Source organism: Rhizobium pantanalense (genome assembly GCF_030182525.1).
Lineage (GTDB): Bacteria > Pseudomonadota > Alphaproteobacteria > Rhizobiales > Rhizobiaceae > Rhizobium.
Genome location: NZ_JAQJCH010000002.1, coordinates 668,423 through 690,622, shown reverse-complemented (window position 1 = coordinate 690,622; position 22,200 = coordinate 668,423). Strand labels below are relative to the sequence as shown.

General features: G+C 58.2%; 20 protein-coding genes. 12 read left to right on the top strand and 8 right to left on the bottom strand.

Annotation, left to right across the window (positions count from 1 at the left end):
* Positions 1-73 precede the first annotated feature (73 nt).
* The 4 genes from PH558_RS09210 (at position 74) to PH558_RS09195 (ending at position 4,557) form a co-directional block, all read left to right on the top strand.
* Positions 74-1,321: an adenylate/guanylate cyclase domain-containing protein gene (locus PH558_RS09210; protein WP_285203756.1), complete on the top strand. Its 1,248-nt coding sequence runs from the start codon at positions 74-76 to the stop codon at positions 1,319-1,321.
* A 249-nt stretch (positions 1,322-1,570) separates the two neighbouring features.
* Complete coding sequence (locus PH558_RS09205; RefSeq protein WP_095436469.1) at positions 1,571-2,095, top strand: DUF992 domain-containing protein; 525 nt, start codon at positions 1,571-1,573, stop codon at positions 2,093-2,095.
* A gap of 183 nt (positions 2,096-2,278) precedes the next feature.
* Positions 2,279-3,511 carry a peptidase T gene (pepT, locus tag PH558_RS09200; RefSeq protein ID WP_285203755.1) on the top strand — a complete coding sequence of 411 codons (1,233 nt, stop codon included), beginning with the start codon at positions 2,279-2,281 and terminating at the stop codon, positions 3,509-3,511.
* Positions 3,512-3,783: 272 nt separating this feature from the next.
* Positions 3,784-4,557 (top strand): hypothetical protein, encoded by a 774-nt coding sequence (locus tag PH558_RS09195; protein WP_285203753.1) that lies wholly within the window; start codon positions 3,784-3,786, stop codon positions 4,555-4,557.
* Positions 4,558-4,655: 98 nt separating this feature from the next.
* Here PH558_RS09195 and PH558_RS09190 read toward each other — a convergent pair whose 3' ends face one another.
* A complete protein-coding gene (locus PH558_RS09190; protein WP_285203752.1) occupies positions 4,656-5,276 on the bottom strand; it encodes a hypothetical protein in 621 nt (206 codons plus the stop codon).
* Positions 5,277-5,887: 611 nt separating this feature from the next.
* On the opposite strand from PH558_RS09190, the gene PH558_RS09185 reads away from it, so the two are divergent.
* The 4 genes from PH558_RS09185 to PH558_RS09170 are packed head-to-tail and all read left to right on the top strand — an operon-like array spanning position 5,888 to position 10,494.
* The gene (locus PH558_RS09185; RefSeq protein WP_095436473.1) at positions 5,888-6,385 is read left to right on the top strand and encodes a Csu type fimbrial protein; all 498 of its coding nucleotides are present in this window, start codon (positions 5,888-5,890) and stop codon (positions 6,383-6,385) included.
* Between the two features lie 25 nt (positions 6,386-6,410).
* Complete coding sequence (locus PH558_RS09180) at positions 6,411-7,130, top strand: fimbrial biogenesis chaperone (protein WP_113407767.1); 720 nt, start codon at positions 6,411-6,413, stop codon at positions 7,128-7,130.
* Between the two features lie 22 nt (positions 7,131-7,152).
* Complete coding sequence (locus PH558_RS09175; RefSeq protein ID WP_113407815.1) at positions 7,153-9,516, top strand: fimbria/pilus outer membrane usher protein; 2,364 nt, start codon at positions 7,153-7,155, stop codon at positions 9,514-9,516.
* Between the two features lie 15 nt (positions 9,517-9,531).
* On the top strand, positions 9,532-10,494 hold the full coding sequence (locus PH558_RS09170; protein WP_113407766.1) for a Csu type fimbrial protein: 963 nt from the start codon (positions 9,532-9,534) through the stop codon (positions 10,492-10,494).
* A gap of 40 nt (positions 10,495-10,534) precedes the next feature.
* On the opposite strand, the gene PH558_RS09165 is transcribed toward PH558_RS09170, so the two are convergent.
* Together PH558_RS09165 and PH558_RS09160 are read right to left on the bottom strand one after the other, a co-directional pair.
* Positions 10,535-11,869 (bottom strand): sensor domain-containing diguanylate cyclase, encoded by a 1,335-nt coding sequence (locus PH558_RS09165; RefSeq protein ID WP_285203743.1) that lies wholly within the window; start codon positions 11,867-11,869, stop codon positions 10,535-10,537.
* Between the two features lie 647 nt (positions 11,870-12,516).
* Positions 12,517-12,738 (bottom strand): hypothetical protein, encoded by a 222-nt coding sequence (locus PH558_RS09160; RefSeq protein ID WP_285203741.1) that lies wholly within the window; start codon positions 12,736-12,738, stop codon positions 12,517-12,519.
* Positions 12,739-12,836: 98 nt separating this feature from the next.
* Here PH558_RS09160 and PH558_RS09155 point away from each other — a divergent pair, with 98 nt between their 5' ends.
* From PH558_RS09155 to PH558_RS09145, 3 genes are all read left to right on the top strand, one after another.
* Entirely contained in the window at positions 12,837-13,580 is a 744-nt protein-coding gene (locus tag PH558_RS09155) for a GNAT family N-acetyltransferase (protein WP_285203736.1), read from the top strand.
* 81 nt (positions 13,581-13,661) lie between these two features.
* The gene (locus PH558_RS09150; RefSeq protein ID WP_285203735.1) at positions 13,662-14,621 is read left to right on the top strand and encodes an acetylxylan esterase; all 960 of its coding nucleotides are present in this window, start codon (positions 13,662-13,664) and stop codon (positions 14,619-14,621) included.
* Entirely contained in the window at positions 14,618-15,346 is a 729-nt protein-coding gene (locus PH558_RS09145) for an esterase family protein (RefSeq protein WP_285203734.1), read from the top strand. The genes PH558_RS09150 and PH558_RS09145 overlap by 4 nt, the downstream gene beginning before the upstream one ends.
* A gap of 24 nt (positions 15,347-15,370) precedes the next feature.
* On the opposite strand, the gene PH558_RS09140 is transcribed toward PH558_RS09145, so the two are convergent.
* The gene (locus PH558_RS09140; RefSeq protein ID WP_095436481.1) at positions 15,371-15,559 is read right to left on the bottom strand and encodes a hypothetical protein; all 189 of its coding nucleotides are present in this window, start codon (positions 15,557-15,559) and stop codon (positions 15,371-15,373) included.
* A gap of 356 nt (positions 15,560-15,915) precedes the next feature.
* Between PH558_RS09140 and PH558_RS09135 the strand changes: the two genes are divergently transcribed.
* Positions 15,916-18,252: a glucose/quinate/shikimate family membrane-bound PQQ-dependent dehydrogenase gene (locus PH558_RS09135; RefSeq protein ID WP_285203732.1), complete on the top strand. Its 2,337-nt coding sequence runs from the start codon at positions 15,916-15,918 to the stop codon at positions 18,250-18,252.
* 51 nt (positions 18,253-18,303) lie between these two features.
* Here the strand turns inward: PH558_RS09135 and PH558_RS09130 are convergent, their stop codons facing one another.
* The 4 genes from PH558_RS09130 to PH558_RS09115 form a co-directional block, all read right to left on the bottom strand.
* Complete coding sequence (locus tag PH558_RS09130; RefSeq protein ID WP_285203730.1) at positions 18,304-19,590, bottom strand: DUF763 domain-containing protein; 1,287 nt, start codon at positions 19,588-19,590, stop codon at positions 18,304-18,306.
* A 108-nt stretch (positions 19,591-19,698) separates the two neighbouring features.
* Positions 19,699-20,442 carry an aspartate/glutamate racemase family protein gene (locus PH558_RS09125; RefSeq protein ID WP_095436483.1) on the bottom strand — a complete coding sequence of 248 codons (744 nt, stop codon included), beginning with the start codon at positions 20,440-20,442 and terminating at the stop codon, positions 19,699-19,701.
* A 4-nt stretch (positions 20,443-20,446) separates the two neighbouring features.
* Positions 20,447-21,268: an ABC transporter permease gene (locus PH558_RS09120; protein WP_069615545.1), complete on the bottom strand. Its 822-nt coding sequence runs from the start codon at positions 21,266-21,268 to the stop codon at positions 20,447-20,449.
* A gap of 1 nt (position 21,269) precedes the next feature.
* Complete coding sequence (locus tag PH558_RS09115; protein WP_285203726.1) at positions 21,270-22,181, bottom strand: ABC transporter permease; 912 nt, start codon at positions 22,179-22,181, stop codon at positions 21,270-21,272.
* Positions 22,182-22,200: the final 19 nt, after the last annotated feature.

Below are 22,200 nucleotides of genomic sequence, written 5' to 3'. Positions count from 1 at the left end.
CGCGTATAGTTCTATTCGGATCGAATAGCGCTCACGATCCAGGACGGATGACGGAACCTGTGGGGTATAGAACATGCAATCTTCCATTGAGGCCGTTGCCGCCTCCACTCAGGACGACCAGGGCAATTGGCCGACAAAACAAAGCAAGATCCTCGATTGGCTTATGAATGATGTCCGCGATCAGCGGTTTATCGACAATATCCTCGTGGAACTCTGCGAGAAAATGCGGACCATCGGAGTTCCGGTCGCAAGAGCGACGATGCATTTCCGAACGCTGCATCCGCAATGGCTGGGGGCGAGAATTCTTTGGCGCACAGGCATGAAGGAGGCCGATATCGCGACCTTCAGCTATGGGGTCGAGAATACGCCGCAGTTTCTGGCAAGCCCTATCAACGAGATCTTCAATGGCGCGACCGAAGTCCGGAAAAATCTCGAAGTCTGTGAGAAGTCGGAGCTGAAATACCCATTATACAAAGAGATGCAGGCGGAAGGCCTGACCGACTATATCGCCTGGCCGATCTACCATACGCTTGGCAAGCGCCACATCGTGACCTTTGCCTCGGACGCTCCCGGCGGCTTTACCGAACAGCACATCACCTTCTTGAAGGACCTGCTGCCGGCCCTGACAATGGTGACCGAAATCCGGTTGAAGAACATCATGGCCCGCACGCTCCTGCGCACCTATGTCGGACCGCATGCCAGCGAAAAGATCCTGGCTGGCGCCACGACGCGCGGCAGCGGCACCACCGTCGGTGCAGCGATCCTCATTTGCGATTTGCGTGATTTTACGACCATCTCGGATATGTGGCCGCGTGACGATGTCATCGAGCTGCTAAACGGCTATTTCGACGCGATGGTCGACCCGATCGAAAAACATGGCGGCGAGATCCTTAAATTCATGGGCGACGGCCTGTTGGCCATTTTCCCGTTGAGCGATCCGAATGCCTGTCACAATCTGCTTCTTGCCATCAGCGAGGCGCAGGCAAGCGTTGCCGCACTCAATGAGGAAAACCGAAAGCATGGCCGTGAAATTCTGCGCTATGGTGTCGGCGTGCATGTCGGTGACGTAATGTATGGCAATATCGGCTCACGCACTCGCCTTGATTTCACGGTCATCGGTCCGGCCGTCAATATCGCCTCGCGGTTGGAGTCCTTGACCAAGGAGGTCAAGCGGCCGGTACTTCTGTCTAAGGCCTTTGTCGACATGGCCGGCTGCAGGCGGGATATGGAAAGCCTCGGCTCCTTCCCTCTCAAGGGACTTGGAGAGCCGGTCGATGTATTCGCTTTTGCTGCCAAGGAAGTCTTGGCTCAACATAGTTGACGAGTAGGCAGGGCCGGCTTGCCCTGCAAATCCTCGATTTTGTACGGCGCGATTCAGTCGGTTGCAAAACGTGAAATGGCCAAAGGGTGCCGTGGGGGAAGGACTTCCCTATATTGTGAAGTGGATCATGACGATAGCCGCCTTATTTTTGGGATCGTTCTGCGCGTACGAACGTTAATAAGAGTTGATTCTATCGGCTCGATCACGAGGGTGCCTGCCACCCATAATACTCTGACAAGGAGAAAACAGATGAGAAAAATCCTGACCCTGGCGTTTTCAGCGGCCTCGTTGATCGTTGCGGGCACCGCTGCGGCGCGCGCAGCCGACATGCCGGCGACCTATAGCGAGGAGCCGGATGACCGCAACGGCGTGAAAATCGGCTATCTCGAATGCGATATCGGCGGCGGCGTCGGCTACGTCCTCGGCTCTGCCAAGGAAATGGATTGCACCTTCCATTCGACGGTCGGGCATTCGCGTCGTGTCGATCATTATACTGGCGCGATCCGCAAGATGGGCGTCGATCTCGGCTTTACAACTCGCAGCCGGCTCGTTTGGCTCGTCTTCGCGCCGACAGCTGGCTACCATCGTGGTTCTCTGAGCGGCCTCTACCAGGGGGCGACCGTTGAAGCGACGGTAGGTGCCGGCGTGGGTACGAACATCCTTGTCGGTGGCACCGCCGGCTCCATCCACCTTCAGACCGTGAGCGTTACGGGTCAGCTCGGCTTGAACGTTGCGGCTACCGGTACGTCGGTCACGCTGACGTCGGTCGATTAAGTGTTTCGCTTAAAGTCTTGACCATTAATATGGCCGCTCCTGCCTGGCGCTGGAGCGGCCTTTTCTTTGGAGCGGCGACACCCAGCTTCGCAGACGGGCGCCTTCCGCTCAAAATCGGTTTATCCATGTACCCTCGCGGCGCTATAACTATGTAAACCCTAGAGATTCTTCGGAGCCAGATTCATGACCGATACCGTCACCGATCGCTTTCTTCGTTACGTTGTTGTCGATACGCAATCGGATCCGGCTTCGGCCACGCAGCCCTCCACCGCGAAGCAGAAGAATCTTGGCCGCATTCTCGCCGAGGAATTGCTGGCGATCGGCCTTGGCGATGCACACCTGGATGAACATGGCTACGTCTATGCCACCATTCCATCGAATGTCGACAAGCCGGTTCCCGTTATCTGCTTCTGTTCCCATATGGACACAGCGCCCGATTTTACCGGTACGAACGTCAAGCCGCAGATCGTGCGCGACTATTCCGGCGGTGATATTCGCCTCACCGGCGATCCACATCAGGTCATTCGCGTTGACGAGCACCCTGCCCTAAAAGATCAGATCGGCAACGACATCATCACGTCGGACGGGACGACGCTGCTTGGAGCCGATGACAAGGCTGGCCTCGCCGAAATCGTCGCGGCCGCCAAATATCTCGTCGACCATCCCGATATCCGCCACGGTACCATCAAGCTTCTGTTCACGACGGACGAAGAGATCGGGCGTGGTGTCGACAAGGTGGATTTGAAGAAGCTGGGAGCGCAATTTGCCTATACGGTCGATGGCGAAACGGCGGGATATATAGAAGACGAGACTTTCTCGGCCGACAGTGTCGAGGTTGTCATCCATGGCGTCGCCATCCATCCAGGCTTCGCCAAAGGAAAAATGGAAAATGCCATCAGGATTGCGGGCGCGATCGTCGACAGGCTGCCGAAGAACATAGCTCCCGAAACGACGGATGGCCGCGACGGCTTCATCCACCCTACCGGCATCAGCGGCTCGATGGAAAAGGCTTCGCTCGGCTTCATCATCCGCGATTTCGACGAGCAAGGCATTGTCGACAAGGAGACCATGCTGGAGGCGATCGTCAAGGACGTCATGAAAGCTTATCCCGGCTCCTCGCACACTTTCACCGTTCGGCATCAGTATCGCAACATGAAGACGATCCTCGATCGCCATCCGGAAATCGTCGAAAATGCTGTCGAGGCCATCCGGCGTGCCGGCATGACGCCAGTGCGTGGCAGCATTCGCGGCGGCACGGACGGTTCCAGGCTCTCCTTCATGGGTTTGCCTTGCGCCAATCTCTTTGCCGGGGGGCATGCCTTTCATTCGCCGCTGGAATGGGTGAGCCGGCAGGATATGGAACGAGCCGTAAAGACGCTTGTAGAGTTGGCTAAGGTGTGGGCGGAACGCTCCTGAACCTTTCGAGAAAAAGCCTCGTTCATCCTATAAAAGCCTAGTAACCCTGTCGCGAAATAGGTCATTTTGGTCTGTTCGGAACCAATCTCCTTGTCATTATGCAAGCCTTCCATGAATTTTTATATTGAAGCATTACTAATTTAGATTATTTTGTAATGTAGTCTTGGGAGGAAAGGAGAATAGACGAGCCCCTTCATTCCAACTCTACGGTGCGCGCGCTCCGGCAATCAGAAACAGGCTGTCACAAAGTCTAGCTGAAACGGAGTTTAGTCATGAGAGTACAATATTCACGGATGGCAATCGCTGCATCCGCTCTTCTTCTATTGGCCTCGGCAAGTTATGCAGAGCCCGGCGGCGGGACGGATCACGGCGGCAGCCGCTCCGGCGGACTGGGCGCGGGTGTTGGCGTATCGGTCGGCGGTATCAACGCTGGTTTGGGCGCCGGGCTCGGCTCCAATGGGCTTAATGCCGGCGTCGGAGCTTCCGTCGGCGGCACGAATGGCGTCAATGCCGGAGCGGGTGCCTCCGTATCCGGAACGAGTGGTGTCAATGCGGGCGTCGGCGCATCGGTTGGTGGCTCCAGCGGAGTGAATGCCGGCGTGGGCGCATCGGCCAACAGCAATGGCGTCAACGCCGGTCTCGGCGCTTCGGTCGGAGGCTCAAGCGGCGTCAATGCCGGCGCTGGCGTCTCCGTCGGCGGATCCGGGGTGGGCGTTGGAGTGGGTGTCGGTGTCGGAGGAAGCGGTTCAGGCGGCAGTGGCGGTGGAACTGGCAGCGGGACTGGCTCGACTGGTGGTACCGGCTCTAGCGGAACCGGTATGGCAACCGGAGGCACTGGCGGCACGAGCGGCTTCGGGCTGGGCTCGGGCAATTCCGGCACGGGATCGAGCACGCGCACGCTTGCCGCTTTCCGCACCATGTCGAGCGCTGAGCAGAAGCGTATGCTCATTGCCTGTCGTCAGGTGACGGCATCAGGCAATTTCGATGCTGGTCTCGTCAGCCTTTGCCGGCTGCTGCGCAGTACGGCGAGCGCCGGCGGCCTATAGGCGGCTTTCCGTCGGGTGTCTCAGCGCCCCTTCGATCGAGAACAAAAGCCTACGCCCGTTGCCTTGATATCGGCAATGGGCGCAGACATGCGTCCCAATTACCAATCTGCGCGGGCAACATTGTCGATCATCTGTCGGCTGCGGCGCAACATCACGCCTGGGGCATCCACGGCTCTGTTCAAAAGGTTGCGCGCGCCGGCAAGGGGATGAAATCCGACCCTTTCTTCCAGCAGCACGGGAGGCGGATCGTCGTTCCCAAGAGGCGGAGTTGCCTCTGAATATTCCGGGTGACCTGTTATCAGCGGGTCCTGTGTTTCGCATTGCGGCAAGCAGCGGTCGAAATGCTCCACGTCACCGGATGACGCCATCTTGGTCTTCGCGGCATCGGAATGCGATGCGATGTGCTTTACCGGCGGGTTGGTCTTGGCCATGGCAGCAAGCGGCGAAGGTTGCGGAATTGGCACTGACAACTGCGGCTTTGCCGGGCTCGCATCAATCGCTAACTGCAAATGGTTCCCGGGAAGCTGCAGTGCGGGTGCTGGACGATTGATAGCGATACGGCCGCTGTCGTCGATGAATTGTATGGTGCGGTCGACGGGGCCGGTTTGAACAATGACATAAAGAGCACCGACAACGGTGCCGCAAACAGCAAGCCCGGAACCCAGCCTTCGGGTCGTCTCGCTTTGGCCATTCCACCATCTCATAGGCTGCGTATCCATCGACCGCTCCTTTTGACAAAATCCCGGCTAGCCATTTTCATGCGAACTGTGGCGCGGCTTTTACCGAAACGTGGCCAATTGCAGACCTTTTGCAAAGAAATGTTGACGAATGCGTTTTGCGCATCCTGACGGTAAGGATGAACTGCCTTCGACGGCCGCCATTCCTCTTCATAATACTAGCGGAAGAACTGCGATGAAAAACCCCGCCCGCTCGACGGCCGACCTGCGTTCGCGGATAGCGAGTATAGGGAAGCTGTCGTGAACATACGGTAAGAATTGATGTTTCCGCCGCAGCCTAGTGATCGAAACCGCGAATCATTCGTGGCGGATGGCGCCTTCAAAATCGCTGATTCGCGTAAATTGAATCTCATATTCTCGCCGCGCTTATCACGGCAGCAGGTAAATTGTATCGAACATTATTAACCATGTTTTTTAAAACTATTAATTATCTGCCGGTATTCGCTGAGTAAAGCAAAACTCTACTTTGAGGGCATTCTTTCGATACTGTCGCAACTGCCCCGGTGATTTCCTGCCTGATTGCCAGCGAAGCATATATGTGCTTATTTTATTATATTCTGATATGTTTGAGGCATATGCGAGGGGGAATGTGAATGCTGAGAATGCTCTGCGGTACAGTTCTGACTGGTATCGCAATGACCTTGGTAGCATCGCCCGCGATGGCTGCCACTGCAACCGCCAATATGACGGTCACCATCACCATCCAGGCGCAGTGCCTCGTCCAGAGTACCAATAATCTCAACTTTGGCACCAACGGTGTCATCACCGGCAATATCGACCAGGCAACCACCATCGGAGTGCAATGTACATCCGGGCAGACCTACAATGTCGGCCTGAGTGCCGGCGCTGGGGCGGGAGCGACGACAGCTGTCCGTGTCATGACGGGCCCGGCAAGTGCGACGATCAATTATGCGATCTACAGCGATGCCAACCGAACGCAGACCTGGGGCACCACCATAGGCACCGATACCGTCTCGGGCACAGGTAATGGCGCAGTCCAGAACATAAATGTCTATGGCCGGGTACCCCCGCAGACCACCCCGGCCGCGGGCGTCTACACCGATACCGTGGCCGTTACCGTCACCTACTGAAAACTCACAGTTCCAGGAGGCCGTCATGCAACGCATGTTGCCATGCATTGCCGCGACTATGCTTTTGCTGCTCGGTGCTTACGGCCTGAACGCGGCATCTCTGCGAGTAGCACCCACAAGTCTCGAGCTCACGGCGCCGGCCGCTGCCACGGTCTTGAACCTCGCCAATGACGGAGATCATGCGATCAACGTCCAGATACGCGTCTTCAAGTGGAGCCAGGCAGGTGGCATAGAAACTCTGGAACCGACCCGGGATGTCGTTGCCAGCCCGCCTGCGACGAGAATGAATCCCAACGCGCAATATGTGGTCAGAGTGGTTCGTACGAGCAAGGCGCCTGTCAAGGCCGAAGAGACCTATCGTGTTATTGTCGATGAGCTGCCAGACCCTGCCCGCGCGCGCGCCGGCACGGTCACCCTCATCATGCGCCAGTCCATTCCAGTCTTCTTCAAGCGGCCGGACATAAAGCCTGCCGATATCGTCTGGAGCCTCAAGCGGCAGGGCAACAACCTTTCTTTGACCGGCAAGAACAATGGTGGCAGCCGCTTCCGTCTGTCGAACGTAACCCTGGCGCAGGGCGCAACGAAGATCGGCAGCCGCAACGGGCTGGTCGGATACGTACTTGCCGGTGCAACGATGCAATGGTCGATGGGAACAGCAAAATCTCTCACCGGCAGCGTCGTAACACTCCATGGCCAGAGTGATCTTGGGCCGTTCGATGCTGAAGTCGCCGTTAATCAACGGTAGTGCCGGCGCCGTTTTCATATGCATGCTTTTCTCAGTGCCGGCGTTGCGTGCTCAGGAAGTGCCCGATCAGCCGGCAGACATAGCCATTGCAGGCCAACGGGCGGCCATACTGGACGTCTACCTCGAAGTATTCATCAACAATGCATCGATGAACATGATAGGTAATTTCAAACAGCGTCCGAACGGTTCCCTCGCGGCAACCGCAAAGGAGCTGCGCGAGGTCGGCATTAAGCCGCCGGCCGGCGCCGACGACGACAAGCTGATAGAGCTCAGCACCTTGCCTGGTCTGTCCTATCAGGTCGACGATGAGACGCAGCGCCTCTATGTCCAGACGACGGACAGGGGGCGCGCACCTCGCGTCATCAATGTCAGGCAGCAGCAGGAAAATGCCATCCCGGCACCCCAGGCCGGCTACGGCGCCGTCTTGAACTATTCCCTCTACGCAAGTTCCAACGGCCTATTCCAAGGCAATTCGAACATGTTCCAGGGAATATCCGGATCTTTCGATGCACGTCTCTTCAGCCCCTATGGCACGCTCAGCCAGTCCTTCCTCGCCGGATATTCCGAAGGCAGCCTTGACGGCATAACTCGCCTCAACACGACCTGGAGCTATTCCGATCCGAAGAACCTCGTTACCTATCGCGCGGGTGATCTAACCACTGGCGGCCTGTCATGGACACGACCAGTCTATTTCGGCGGCATTCAGTTTCAGCGCAATTTTGCACTGCGTTCGGACCTGGTGACCGAACCGCTGCCCTCCTTTACCGGGACGGCGGCCGTCCCTTCGACACTCGATATCTATACGCAGAACGTTCGCACCTATTCCAGCGACGTCCCCGCCGGACCATTCGAAGTCACCAACCTGCCGGTCTTTTCTGGAGGCGGGCAAGCGACCGTCGTGCTGCGCGACAGCCTGGGACGCGAAACCACGCAGACCTTGCCCTTCTACTCCTCCAATTGGCTTCTGCGTCAGGGCCTTTTGGACTTTTCCGCCGAGATCGGCACTCCGCGTCTGAGTTTCGGAACCGATTCCAATGATTACGACGGTCGTATCATGGGCGCCGCTACCGCAAGGTACGGCCTGACAGATTGGCTGACACTGGAAGGCCATTTCGAGGGTGGCGCCGATCTCCTGAATGGCGGTGCGGGAGCCGCCTTTCCGATCAACTCGTTCGGTGTAGCGTCAATAGCGGGCGCGGCAAGCAAAAGCGGGTCGCGTTCCGGCGCCCTGATGAATGCCGCATTCGAGCTCAGTTACGACAGATGGGCTCTTTACGCCCGGGTACAGCGGACCTTTGGCGATTATGACGACATAGCCTCGATCTCCGCGCGGCCGACAACCAATGTTGCCGGAGATGTGAGCATTTTCAGTGCCGGTGTGCCGCGAGCCATCGATCAGATCACGCTGAGCGTGCCAACACCACTCGATCTTTCCAGCCTCAACCTCTCCTACACCAACCTCGAAACCGCCGACGGCAGCAGGAGCAAGATCGCCGGCCTTTCCTACAGTCAGACCTTCAAGCGCGCGACAGTCTATGCGAGCGCCTTCACTGATCTCGACGACCGAAGCAATTTTGGATTCTTTGCCGGCCTCTCCATCCCCTTCGGCGGCAACGTCACGGCCAATACGGGCGTACAAGGCGGGCCTAACGGCCTCGGCGTCGTGGCCGACGTTTCCAAGTCGATGCAGCAGGAGGACGGCAGCTTCGGCTGGCGCCTACGCACGTCCGAAGGCGAAGACACCTATCGCGAGGCGGCAATCGGCTATCGGGCTCCCTTCGCGCAGGTCGAGGCAGGTCTTCAACAGCAGGATCATCGGACCAACGCCACGGCTCGCGTCGATGGTGCCATCGCTGTTGCAGGCGGTGGCGCCTTTGCCACCAATAGGATTGACGATGCCTTTGCCGTCGTCGATGTCGGCGCTCCCAATGTCGAGGTTCAGCAGCAGAACCGGCCTGCCGGCAAGACCAATTCGAGCGGCCGCATCCTGGTGCCCAATCTCAATTCCTATGAACCGAATACCCTATCCATCGATCCTAAGAACCTACCCGTCGACGCCGATGTGCCGGCGACGAAGGAAATCGTCGTGCCGGCGGATCGCAGCGGCGTCGTCGTCAAGTTCGGTGTATCCGAAGCGCCGCAAGCCGCCCTCATTACGATCAAGGACAAGAACGGGGTGCCGCTGCGTGCCGGGCTCGGCGGCACCTTACAAGGATCGAGCGAGGATTTCGTCATCGGCTATGACGGGCAGGCCTACATTCGCGGACTGCACGCAAGCAACACAATCGACATATCACTTGAAGACGGAACGAAGTGCCATGCCGAATTCGCCTACAAGCCGCAGCGGGGCGAACAGGTCGTCATCGATGACGTCAGGTGCCTTTGAAAGGGAGTTGAAAAGATGCTGCGTTCGCTCACTCTTTTGCTCGCACTGCTGTTGCCTTCGCTATGCGCTGCGCAAAGCTGCAACTTCTCGGCTACCAATATGAACTTTGGCGCGGTCGATACCCTATCAGGCACCCCGGTCAATTCGACATCTACGATAAGTGTATCCTGTTCCGGCGGGCTCCTGGACCTGGGCAAGCGGCTTCTGATTTGCCCCGATATCGGCGCCGGCAGTGGTGGAGCATCGTCGGCCGCGGCGCGCCAAATGTTGAACGGAAGCAGTTCTTTGAACTATCAGCTCTATTCCGACAACGGCCGAAGCGTGGTGTGGGGATCGAGCAGCTGGCCCTATCCATCACGTGCACCGGTCTATGCGCTGACAATGGCCTTGCTGAATGGCTCGTTGATCGGCGCAACTGGCAGCATGACGGTCTATGGAGCTGCACTCGGCTCTCCGCCGACGGCAGTACCGGGGTCGTTTACGTCCAGCTTCACATCGACCTACACCTCCTTCTATTACAGCTACAGTAGTGCGACTACCTGTTCTGCTCCTTCTGGAACGATTGGAACCGCATCGTTCAGCGTCAATGCAACCGTCGCCGCCAATTGCCTTGTCAGCGTCCAGAACATTGATTTCGGGACACAGGGCGTATTGAGCACGAATGTCGATGCCACCGGTTCCGTCACGGCAACCTGTACGCCGGGCACGACTTATACGATCTCCTTGGGTGGCGGCGGCGCGAATGCTCTGCCGACGGCGCGAAAGATGGCGAAAGGATCGGAGACGGTGACCTACGGCCTCTACAAGGACACCAGCCGGTCGCAGCCCTGGGGCGATGCCAATACGCCGGGTAGCACCGTCGCCGGAACGGGAACCGGCAGTGCTCAACTGTTGACGGTCTACGGCCGAGTGCCACCGCAGACCACGCCATCCTCAGGCATTTACACCGATACGGTCGTGGTGACGCTCACCTACTGACTGCGAGTTTCCAACAAGCAGGTTGTTCGGATAATCTCGGTCAGCCTCGGGAGCCAGCTTCCGGAGTCGCGAGCAATTCCTCCACCGCATCCTCTAGCGCGCGCCGATTGAGAAGACCAGTGAGCGCATCCGTCTGGGAGAGACGTCTTAACTCCTCCGTCATCGATTTGCGCTCCATTTCCAGGTGCCGCTTGAAGCGTTGCTGCTCACGCAAAAGGTCAAGACGCAGGAACAGTTCCCGCATCTCACGTCCGGCGTGAGGTATCGGTGGCGGCGTCGTAAGGTTGCCGACGGCAATCTCGTCGATCTGTCGCATGACAGCCAGCATCGGCCGGAAGAGCGAACGTCTGAGCACGTAGGCTAACCAAATCACAACCGATACCGCCATGACGGCAAGCAGTGCGGAGATCAGCATGGCTCTCAGGGATTTCTGCTGTACTTCGTCGAGAGAGTTCAATGCCGCGGTTTCGATGAGTTCACGCAGGTTCTCGGTCGATTTCATTCCAGGCACGTATTTCGCTGTGAACTCTCCGGGTGTGAGCGCATCGCTCGCATTCGCATCAAAGGCGACGCGCTGAGCGTAAGGCAGCGCTCCGGCAAAGTAACTGACCGTCACCTGATCCAACAGCCTTGCGAGAGCCTGGGATTGCAATGTAACGGGCGCATAGGTTTTCAGCAGCGCATTCACTTCGAAAAGCCTGTTCAATTCGTTGTCGAACGCAGCTCTATAGTGGGAACGGGCCTGCCCCTGTGAGGCCAGCATTATGACGACATAGGAGCCCAGCCTTCCGGCACGCTCTCTGAGCGTTCCGGCCATCGAGGTCAGCATGACTTCGGCGCCTGTCTCGGGCGCCAGTGCAATGACCGATCGGCCGGCGACATCCCGGTAATCCTGGGCGCGATCCGCTGCACGGAACATTGCCTGTATGGCGTCCGCGATCCTTGCGCCGCTGCGCTCGCCGCGTGGCAAGGCGGCCACCGCATCGACCGCCTGACGGCCGCTCTCCAGCTGAGCCTTAAGCGCCATGAATGCGCTGCGCATTTCCGCGGACTGGTCTATTTCCGTTTTAAAGAGCGCTTCGAGCTTGGCGATATCCTTGTCGGTTGTTTCGCGGCTTGCTTTCAGATCGGCAGCAAATTGTGCTTGCTCACGCTCCGAAGCGCCCATCAGACTGTTTGCAGGACCGCGTTCTCTCGATATCGTCGCGGCCGCGTGCAGCGCCGTATGAAAACGGCCGAACTCGATTACGCCGCGCTTGTAGTTGAGGTAATCCGACAGGCTGAAGGCAATCGTCGAGCCGGCCATCATCAAGCAAACCATGATAACAGCTACCGCGCCGATCCATTGTAGCTGTTGAATTTTAAGCCGCGACAATAAATGCTCTCCAAAATCACCGTCTATTGCGGATTACATCAGATTTGATGGAATCTTCACTTAACGAACAGGTTTAAATCTTTCTCATGTTCTTTAAGTCCGCATATCCGAACAGTCGGCCTGACATGACAGTCTTCCGCATGCGAGATGACGGTTTGGCGATCTTGAGCCGCAATTATATTGCGGCTGGTTGCCGGCGTCGTGCTCCGCGCATGCGATAGGAAAGAATGGTGCCGAAAATGAGTTCGCGGCGCGTATGGTAACTGCTTGATAGCGGACCTGCTTCATCAAGCGGTTCTTGTCCGGCAAATCTAGTTTTGCAGAAAGATCGAAGGCATCAGGTTAGCCCGAGCCGAATAATGTGGCTGGCCGACGACATGGGATATCACCAGCGCATAGACCAGGATAGAGCCGGCTATGATGACGATGCCGCTAATGGGAAGCCCAATTTTTGACGTGGGAGCCGTCGACGTATCCGGCGGATTCGCGCGGCTGGCCTTTCGGGTGGATTGATCCGCCGTTGCAAGGGGAAGCTGCAACTCCCTTTCCATGCGAGCCTGCGCATCAAGGTGCTTGCCGTATCTCGCTGCGGACCGAAACTGGATAACTTCACCCATTTCTCACGCGGTCCCTTTTACCGCTTGTGGTTATTGGCCATATTCCTGGCTGTTGTCATTATTGCTATAGTCGACACGAACCACGACCTTTTCCGGCCGTTGCTCGCCATGCGGAACGATCACAGTCACGATACAGCGATTCTCGCGTGGCTTGACGGATAGGAGGCGTCCCTTGGTCGTCGAAAGAACCTGATCCACCGCACTCGAGCAATCCTGAACATTGTAGGTGCTTTGAGTGATTTGACCTGCCACTGCGGAGCCTGCAATTGAAATTCCCGCAAGTATCGTTAGGACCCTGATCATGCTTCCACTATACCTCAACGAAGGCAAGGAAGCGACAGCAGTTCGCAATGAACCAAGTCTATTTGCGTCATCTTTCCTGCTGTGCTGCAGAAATCACAGAGGCTAATATCAGCCGGCAGACATGGACTTTCATGGCGAATTCATGGATGGAGATGCGGCGCAGCCTGCTGCCCTCGCCAAAGATTGCGTGCCATCGCGCCATCGAGATCAATCCGCTCGTCCCTGGGAGAATGATGCTTACTCTGGAAACCTCCCGGCTCGTTCTCAGGCCTTGGCAGGATAGCGACCGCGCTCCTTTTGCAGCCGTAAACGCGGATGCGCAGGTTCGGCAATATTACTATCCGAGCCTGCTCACGGCTGCTGAGACTGATGAACTGATCGATGAAGCGACCGCGCAGTTGGCCAACGAAGGTTTCGGCTTCCTGGCCGTGGAACGCAAGGCCGACGGCGCGCTGATCGGCGGCGCAGGTCTTTCAAGTCCCGGGCCGGAAGTTCCGGGCGATTTTCCATTGGAGATCGGTTGGATTCTGGGGCGTGGCTATTGGCGGCAGGGCTATGCGGCGGAAATCAGCCGGTGTTGCCTGGATTTCGCCTGGCAGGAGCTGCAGGCTGATTGCGTGATCGGCTATACGTCGGCGATCAACATCCCCTCCCGCCGCGCAATGGAGAAAATTGGCATGGTCTATGTCGAGGGCGGTGATTTCGATGACATCACAGTGCCGCCGGACAATATTCTGCGGCCGCACGTGCTCTATCGCATCGATCGTCCTAGGCAGAAAATCCATGAATGAACAGGATAAGCCACGCCGAAAGCCTGCGGATCGGCAATCGCTGTTCTTGTGTTCCCCCTTCTTTCACGCGAAATATTTGCCATGAGCATACCGACATCCCATCCCTTCGACTTCGATCCCACCTACGGCATGCAGCTTGCGCAGTTGCAGGCGATAGAGACGCCGGAAGCCCCGGCGGGCTTCGACGATTTCTGGCGGCAGCGCTACAGGGCAGCGCTGGCCATCGATCCACAACCCAAGCTTCGTCATAGCCAGTTGCGCCACGACAATTGGCACGTCTTCGATATCAGCTACGCGTCGACAGGGTTGTTTCAGATCAATGGCTGGCTGCTCATTCCCCGCAGCGGACAGGTGCGGCGCGGCCTAGTCGTCGGACACGGGTATGGCGGAAGAGACCAGCCGGAATTCGATTGGCCGGCAGAAGAGACGGCTATCCTTTTTCCCTGCTGCCGGGGGCTTTCCCTTAGCGCCAACCCAAAAATCCCCTCGGATGCATCGGACCATGTCCTTTGCGGTATCGAAAACCGCGATACCTATGTCATCGGCGGCTGCGTGGAAGACATCTGGCTCGCCGTCTCGACATTGGAGACCCTCTATCCGTGGCTTGCCGGCCATATCGGCTATAGCGGGATCAGTTTCGGTGGCGGCATCGGTGCTCTCGCCATTCCTTTCGATGCGCGGATCAGTCGCGGCCATCTCATCGTCCCGACTTTTGGCAACCGGCAGCTATGGCTGACACTGCCAACCGTCGGCAGCGCCCAATCGGTTCAGGCCTATCAGCAAAAGCACGGCAGCGTTCTCGAGACACTGCGGTTCTTCGATGCTGCGATCGCCGCGCAGCGCATCACTGTGCCGATGCTTGTCGCACCCGCGCTTTTCGATCCCGCAGTCGCACCACCCTGCCAGTTCTCTGTCGCAAATGCGCTGCAGAAATTTAACGAAATCTTCATTCTGGATGCCGGTCATTTCGATTATGCTGGCAGCGCGCAGCAGAACGCAGTTCTGCGAGACATGGTCGGGCAATTCTTCAAGGTGCTATGAACCGCGAATACCTATGCTGGTACAGTCCTCGGCTGCATCGGGACATGGAGTTGCTGGTGTTCGGCCATGCCGGCGCCAAGGTATTGGTATTTCCCACCCGCGACGGTCGCTTCTGGGAATATGAGCAGGTCGGCATCGTCGCCAGCCTCGCGGATAAGCTGAATGCCGGACAGCTTCAGCTCTACTGCATCGAAGGGCTGGCGGCAGAAACCTTCTACGGCTTTCATCGCCACCCATCCGAGCGCATTCGCAGGCATAACGCTTTCGAGGAATACATCCTCAACGAAGTCCTGCCTCTGATGGCGCAGAAGAACGGGCATGAGTGCACCATCGTTCACGGCTGCAGCCTCGGCGCCTTCCAGGCCGCAAGCCTGGTTTTTCGCCACCCTCACCTCTTCCGCAAGCTGGTCGCCTTTTCCGGCCGCTACGATCTGACGATGAAGGTCGAATCCTTCACGGATCTGTTCGAAGGCTATTACGACGATGATATCTATTTTCACACCCCGACACATTTTCTGCCGGGACTTGCCTGCGACTGGCGTTTGGACAGGTTGCGCCAGATCGATATCGTCATGACGATCGGAGACGCCGATCCCTTCTTCGACAATAATCGCCACTTTAGCCGACTGCTCGCCGACAAGGGGATCGATCATCGGCTGCATGTATGGGACGGACGCGCGCATCGCGCAGATGCTTGGCGCCGAATGGCACCACTCTATATCTGACGAAGAAAACTAGTTCCCAGGCCTTCAGGCCAGCCCGGCCGGTATCGGTCGAAGCGCCTTATGTGCGCCGTAATCGCGCTCGTGGGATTTGCGGTGTTGCCGCTCGGAGCTTGCGGAAAACTCGACCAGAATACGCTCCATCATGCCATCCGGATAGGTTCCGGTGTCGTTCGTTTCAACTTCCGACTGGGCGGTAACGATCTTCATATTCATCTCTAGTCCTCCGGCTCTGCACGGAAACCCTTGATTCCAATATCTGTTCCATTAGTATTCCTGAAAATTGTTAAAAAATTAACTACGTCCGTTAATCAAATCGGGCGCCACGGCATCGAACTTGAATGGCTGGCCGGATTGGAACATTCTCGCAATCCTGGCGTTCAATCTCTGATTTGATGGGGGGCTTGATGTATCGATCCAAATCGCCCTGGGCGCAGTTCTTCTCGTTGCCGGCGAAGCAGCTGATATTGATTTAGACTTTAACCTCGAGGTTGAGATCCAAAAGGACCTCGCGGGAGTTCGCATGCCTTCGATCAATCACTGTCCAATCGGCGGATAGACTGGAGCAGATCATGGCCATCGTCATCACATCGATCATCCTCGCACTCATCGGTCTGGCGCTCGGTGGCGGCGGCCTCTGGCTTGTGCTGCTTGGCGGAAGTCCCTTTTATCTTCTGGCCGGCATCGCCTTCCTCCTGACGGCGATCCTGCTTTATATGCGCAAGGCAGCCGCGCTTTGGCTCTATGCGATCTTCGTACTGGCAGCGCTTGGATGGGCGATCTGGGAGGTCGGTTTCGACTGGTGGCAGCTCGGTCCGCGCGGCGGATTGATCATTCTGATCGGTCTGTGGCTGCTGACACCCTGGATCCGGCGACCGCTGGGCTTTCGCAGCCTGGACGGCGTTCACTACGGGGCCAATCCCTGGCCGCTTGCGATCCCCTTGATCATCGCCATCCTCGTTGCCGTCTATTCGATGACGACAGATCCGCACGATCTCTCCGGCGATCTGCCGACGACAGCAGCTGCGAATGCCCCGATGGGCGGCGATGTGCCGGATGGTGAATGGCATCAGTATGGCAGAACTTCCTTCGGCCAACGTTACTCGCCTCTCGATCAGATCAATGCGCAGAACGTCGCAAACCTCAAGGAAGTCTGGCGATATCAGACCGGCGATGTGAAGCGTCCCGATGACATCGGCGAGACGACCTATCAGGTCACGCCACTGAAGATCGGCGATACGCTTTTTATCTGCACGCCGCATAGCCTGGCGATCGCCATCGGTGCGACAGACGGCAAGGAAAAATGGCGCTACGATGCCAATGCCGGCATGAACCCCAATCGACAGCATCAGACCTGCCGCGGTGTCTCCTATTATCACGACACGACCGCTGCAGCCGGTGCGCCCTGTGCCGATCGCGTCTATCTGCCGACCTCGGATGCCAGACTGATCGCGCTCGATGCTGCCAATGGCAAAGTGTGCCAGAGCTTTGCCGATCAGGGCACCCTGCATCTTGAAACCGGCATGAAATACAATCCGGCCGGTTATTATTATTCGACATCGCCGCCCGTCATCGTCGCCGACAAGATCATTATCGGCGGCGCGGTGAACGACAATTATTCCACCCAGGAACAGTCAGGCGTCATCCGCGGCTTCGATGCCCGGACCGGGGCTCTGCTCTGGAACTGGGATTCCGGCAATCCGGATCAGACGGCGCCGCTGCCCGCCGGGCAGACCTATACGACCAACTCGCCGAACAGCTGGTCGGTTTCCAGCGCCGATGAGAAGCTCGGCATCGTTTATGTTCCGCTTGGCAACCAGACGCCGGACCAGCTCGGCATGGGCCGCAGCGCCAATGTCGAACGCTTCTCCTCCTCTGTGGTCGCGCTCGACATCAATACCGGCCAGCTCAAATGGGTGCAGCAATTCGTCCATCACGATCTCTGGGATATGGACGTCCCGGCCCAACCCGTGCTCGTCGATCTGACTAAGGCCGATGGCAGCACGGTTCCCGCATTGGTCGCTTCGACCAAGCAGGGCGACATATACGTGCTTGATCGCCGCACCGGCACGCCGATCATTCCCTTCAAGGAAATACCGGCGCCGGGCGGCACCATTCCCGAGGACCACGCCTCCCCGACACAGCCGATCTCCGATCTGACCTTCTCGCCGCCGCCCTTGCAGGAAAAGGACATGTGGGGCGTCTCGCTGTTCGATCAGCTCGCCTGCCGCATCGCCTTCCATCAGCATCAGTATGAAGGCCGCTACACACCGCCTTCGTTGCGCGGCTCCATCATTTTCCCCGGCAATTTCGGCACCTTCAACTGGGGCAGCGTTGCCGTCGACCCGGAACGGCAGATCATGTTCGGCATGCCGACTTATCTCGCCTTCACTTCGCGGTTGGTGCCGCGCGCCGAGATCCCGCCGAAGGGAGCCGGCGACAAGGGCAGCGAACAAGGCCTGAACCGAAACGAGGGCTCCCCTTACGGCGTCTATATGGGGCCGTTCGTCAGCCCGCTCGGCGTTCCCTGCCAGGCGCCGCCCTGGGGCTATGTCGCCGGTGTCGACCTGAAGACCGGCAAGATCGCCTACAAGCACAAGAATGGCACCGTCCATGACATGACGCCCCTGCCTCTTCCCTTTAAGGTCGGCGTTCCCGGCATTGGCGGGCCGATCGTCACCAAGGGCGGAGTAGCGTTCCTGGGGGCAGCGGTGGACAATTATCTTAGGGCCTATGATGTCACGACCGGGAGACAGCTTTGGCAGGCACGCCTTCCGGCGGGCGGCCAGGCAACGCCGATGACCTATACCGCCAGCGACAACAAGCAATATGTCGTCATGGTGGCGGGAGGCCACGGCTCGGTCGGAACTAAGCCGGGCGACTATGTGATCGGTTATACCCTGCCATGAATTGGCGACGGAGCGGCCAGACAAGCTGCTCCCTTCTGCCGCGGCCCTGGCTTAACTCTTCGAAGAGCGGAGATCCCCCTCGGCGCCGTGATCCGCGGAGTCTGGTGGAGGCTCCCAGCCGAAGACGCTGCGACCGCCATAGGAAAAGGAGCGGTCGAATTCGCCGGCAACGATCTCCTTGAGATCGGGGCCGGTGACATAACGCTCCAGCATCCGCGATTGGTCATCCAGCCGCTTCAGCGCCGACAATTCCTCGTCACGACCGAGGCGTCCCTTCCTGACGGCGGATTTCATCACGCTGATTGTCTCGTCATAGACCTTCAGCGGCACCGGAAAGGGATGCCGGTCCTTGCCGCCATGGGCGAGCGAGAAGCGCGCTGGGTCGGAGAAGCGGCAGGGTGCGCCATGGACGACTTCGGCGACCATCGCTAAAGCCCTGACCGTTCTGGCGCCGACGCCGGGCGTCAGAAGCAGATCCTCGAAATCCACCGGACCGCGATCGGCGGCCGCAGCGAGATTTCCGTGCAGGCGCCTCATGTTCACATCTTCCTGGCGCACATCATGATGTGCCGGCATGACGAGGTACGGCAGCATCGGCTGCGCTTCTTGTTTGTTAATTACTGGAGATTTCCCTTCCAGAACATTGAGTTCACGAATGATTTTATCTGGCCCCAATGAGGCGAGCAGATCCAGCTGACCGTCGCGGGAACGCTCGGCGCGCCGATCGGCAAGATTGACGATCTCGCCCTGCTCGCGTCCCTCGATGGCTGCATGCGGAGAATCCAGGAAGCTCGTCAAACCCTCCGACAGCCAGTGATATCGGCGTGCTTGCCGGCGTTCGTCGTTCATGCCCTGCTGGATGACGACCCACTTGCCGTCATCCGCGACGATGAAGCCATGGAGATAGAGATCGAAGCCATCCTGCACGGCTGCACTATCCACTTTTGCGATCAGTCGGCTCTTGGTCGCGAGCGACGCGCCGTCGATGCCGACGCGATCGCCGATCTCAAGCAGTTCGCCCGGCGTCTTGCGCGATTGCGCACCACGGCCGCCGCAGACATGGATGCCGAGTTCGCCGGAAAGCGGCGGCAGGCCACGCTTCAAGGCGCCGAGAACGCTCGTCGTGATCCCCGAGGAATGCCAATCCATGCCCATGACGGCGCCGAAGGACTGGAACCAGAAGGGATTGGCGAGACGGCGAAAGAGTTCGTCACGCCCATAATGCTGCACGATCGCCTCGGTGATGACAGCGCCCAGGCGCGTCATGCGGTCTCCAAGCCAGCGCGGTACGCGGCCGCCATGCAGGGGAAGATCAGCTTTGCCGGCTCTCTGTGCCAAATCCACGACTCTCGTTCTTTACCGAGACATTGTAGTCCCGGCAGCGAAGATATGCCAATCGCAACGCTTAGCGATCAGTGGAGGTCGTACTGTTGGATTGTGATGGGATTAGGCCAATACCGGTGTCGGCGCAAAATCCTGCATTGGCCCCGAAAAAGGCTTTGGCAATGGGGAGGCGTACGAGCTGCGCTTGCTGGTGGATAGGCCTAGGGATACTAAAGCTTCGGCCTGCTTGACCGCTGCGGCGACACCATCCACGACCGGGACGCCGTAGATCGACTGTAGCTCTCGTGCGAGATCCGTCATGCCGGCGCAGCCGAGTACGATGGCTTCCGCTCCATCTTCGGCGAGCGCTCGCTCGATTTCCGCCCGCAGCTTTCCGATTGCACTCGAAGACGAATCTTCAAGCTCGAGCACGGGGATATCGGAGGCGCGAACCTTTGCCCGCGCGCCCATGCCATAACGATGGACAAGATTGTCGATGAGGATGCGTGAGCGTTCGAGCGTCGTCACTACGCTAAAGCGTTGTGCCAGGAAGCCGGCCGTGGCTACGGCTGCTTCACACAGACCGACGACAGGTACGTCGCAGAACATGCGTGCGGCTTCCAGACCGGTGTCGTCGAAACAGCAGATGATCGCGGCGTCATAGCCTTCGCCCTGCCTCTCCTTCAATTCGCGCAGCATGCCGGGCACGGCGATAGCGCCGTCATAATAGCCCTCGATCGAAGCCGGCCCCATCTGCGAGGTGGCGGCGATAATCTCCGTGCCGGGACCTGCTACGGCACGCGCAGCGATCGCCGCCTTTTCCGTCATGGAAGCCGTCGTATTCGGATTGATGAGCAGCAGGCGCATGATCTCAACTTTTCTTGGCTTGGCGGCGGCCGAGCATGGTCATGACTGCAAGCGCCAGCAGGATAATGGTGAAGGAAAAGAGCGTCGTCACTGTTCCGAGCGCATAGAGCACCGGCGTCGTGACGTTGGTCGTCATGCCGTAGATCTCGAGTGGCAGGGTGTTGTAGGTGCCTGATGTCATCAGGGTGCGGGCGAACTCATCATAGGATAGCGTGAAGCCGAAGAGACCGACGCCGATCAGGCTCGGTGCGATCATCGGCAGCACGACATGACGGAAGGTTTGCCAGGAGCTAGCACCGAGATCCCGGGCGGCTTCCTCATAGGCTGGCGAAAACCGGTTGAAGACGGCGAACATGATCAGCACGCCGAAGGGCAAGGTCCAGGTCAGATGTGCGCCGAAGGCGGAAGAATACCACGCCGGCGCAATGCCACCCTGCTGGAAGACGACACCGATCCCGAGCGAAATGATAATGGATGGGACGACGAGGCTGGCAACGGTCGCATAGAACAGAAATGTCGAGCCGCGAAAGCGGCGGCGAAAGGCAAGGCCTGCCAGCAGCGACACGACGACGGTCACGATCATAACCATCACGCCGAGGATCAAGGAGCGCTGGAAGGAGGCGCCGAAATCGCCGACTGCCTGCTTTTCGAAAAGATTGGCGAACCAATGCAGCGAAACGCCATTCAACGGGAAGGTCAAGCCGCCGTCCGGCCCCTGGAAAGACAGGATGATGACCGCCGACAGCGGACCATAGAGAAACAGCACGAAAATCGTAAAGAAGATCGCGAGAACATAAAATTCCAGGCTGCGCTTTTCACGGTTCATCCTAGAGCTCCTTGCGGATATCGACGATGCGCAGGATGGCGGCGACCATCAGCAGCACGACGATCAGCAGCACGACCGCATTGGCGGCGGCTGCCGGATATTGCAGCAGCGACATCTGGTTCTTCATCATCAGTGCGATGGAAGCGCTCTGGCCGCCGGACATGACCTGCACGGTGGAAAAATCCGCCATGACCAGCGTGACAACGAAGATACTGCCGATCGCCATTCCGGGCTTGGCCAAGGGGATAACCACATTCCACAACACCTGCCATCCATTGGCGCCGGCATCGCGCGCGGCTTCGAACAGCGAGCGGTCGATGCGCATCAGCGTGTTGAAGATCGGCGTCACCATGAACAGCGTGTAGAGATGCACCATGGCAAGCACGACGGCGAAATCGGAATAGAGCAGCCATTCGATCGGCTGCGGCATGAGGCCCATCTCGATCAGCGTCGAATTGACCAGCCCGTTGCGCCCGAGCACCGGTATCCACGAGATCATGCGGATGATGTTGGACGTCATGAAGGGCACGGTGCAGACGAGGAAAAGGATCATCTGCGTCGAGGTACGGCGAATGTGAAAAGCCAGAAAATAGGCGACCCAGAAGCCGATGAAGAGCGTCAGCGCCCAGACAATTGCTGTGAATTTCAGTGTGTTGAGGTAGGTTTTCCATGTAACCCACGAGCCGAGCGTATCGGTATAATTCGTGGTCAGGAACGCCGGATAAAGGCCAGCGAAATCATAATCCCAGAAACTGACGATGCCAATCATCGCAATCGGCAACAGGAAGAAGAAGCCGAGAATGAGAAAGAGCGGCGTTGCCTGCAGATAGGTGACCGCCCAGCCGGGTACGGCAAATCCACGTCCGGCTTTCTGAGTTTCCTGCTCTGCATCCGAGGAAGCGATTGTCGCCATGGTCCGGCTTCTCCATTGA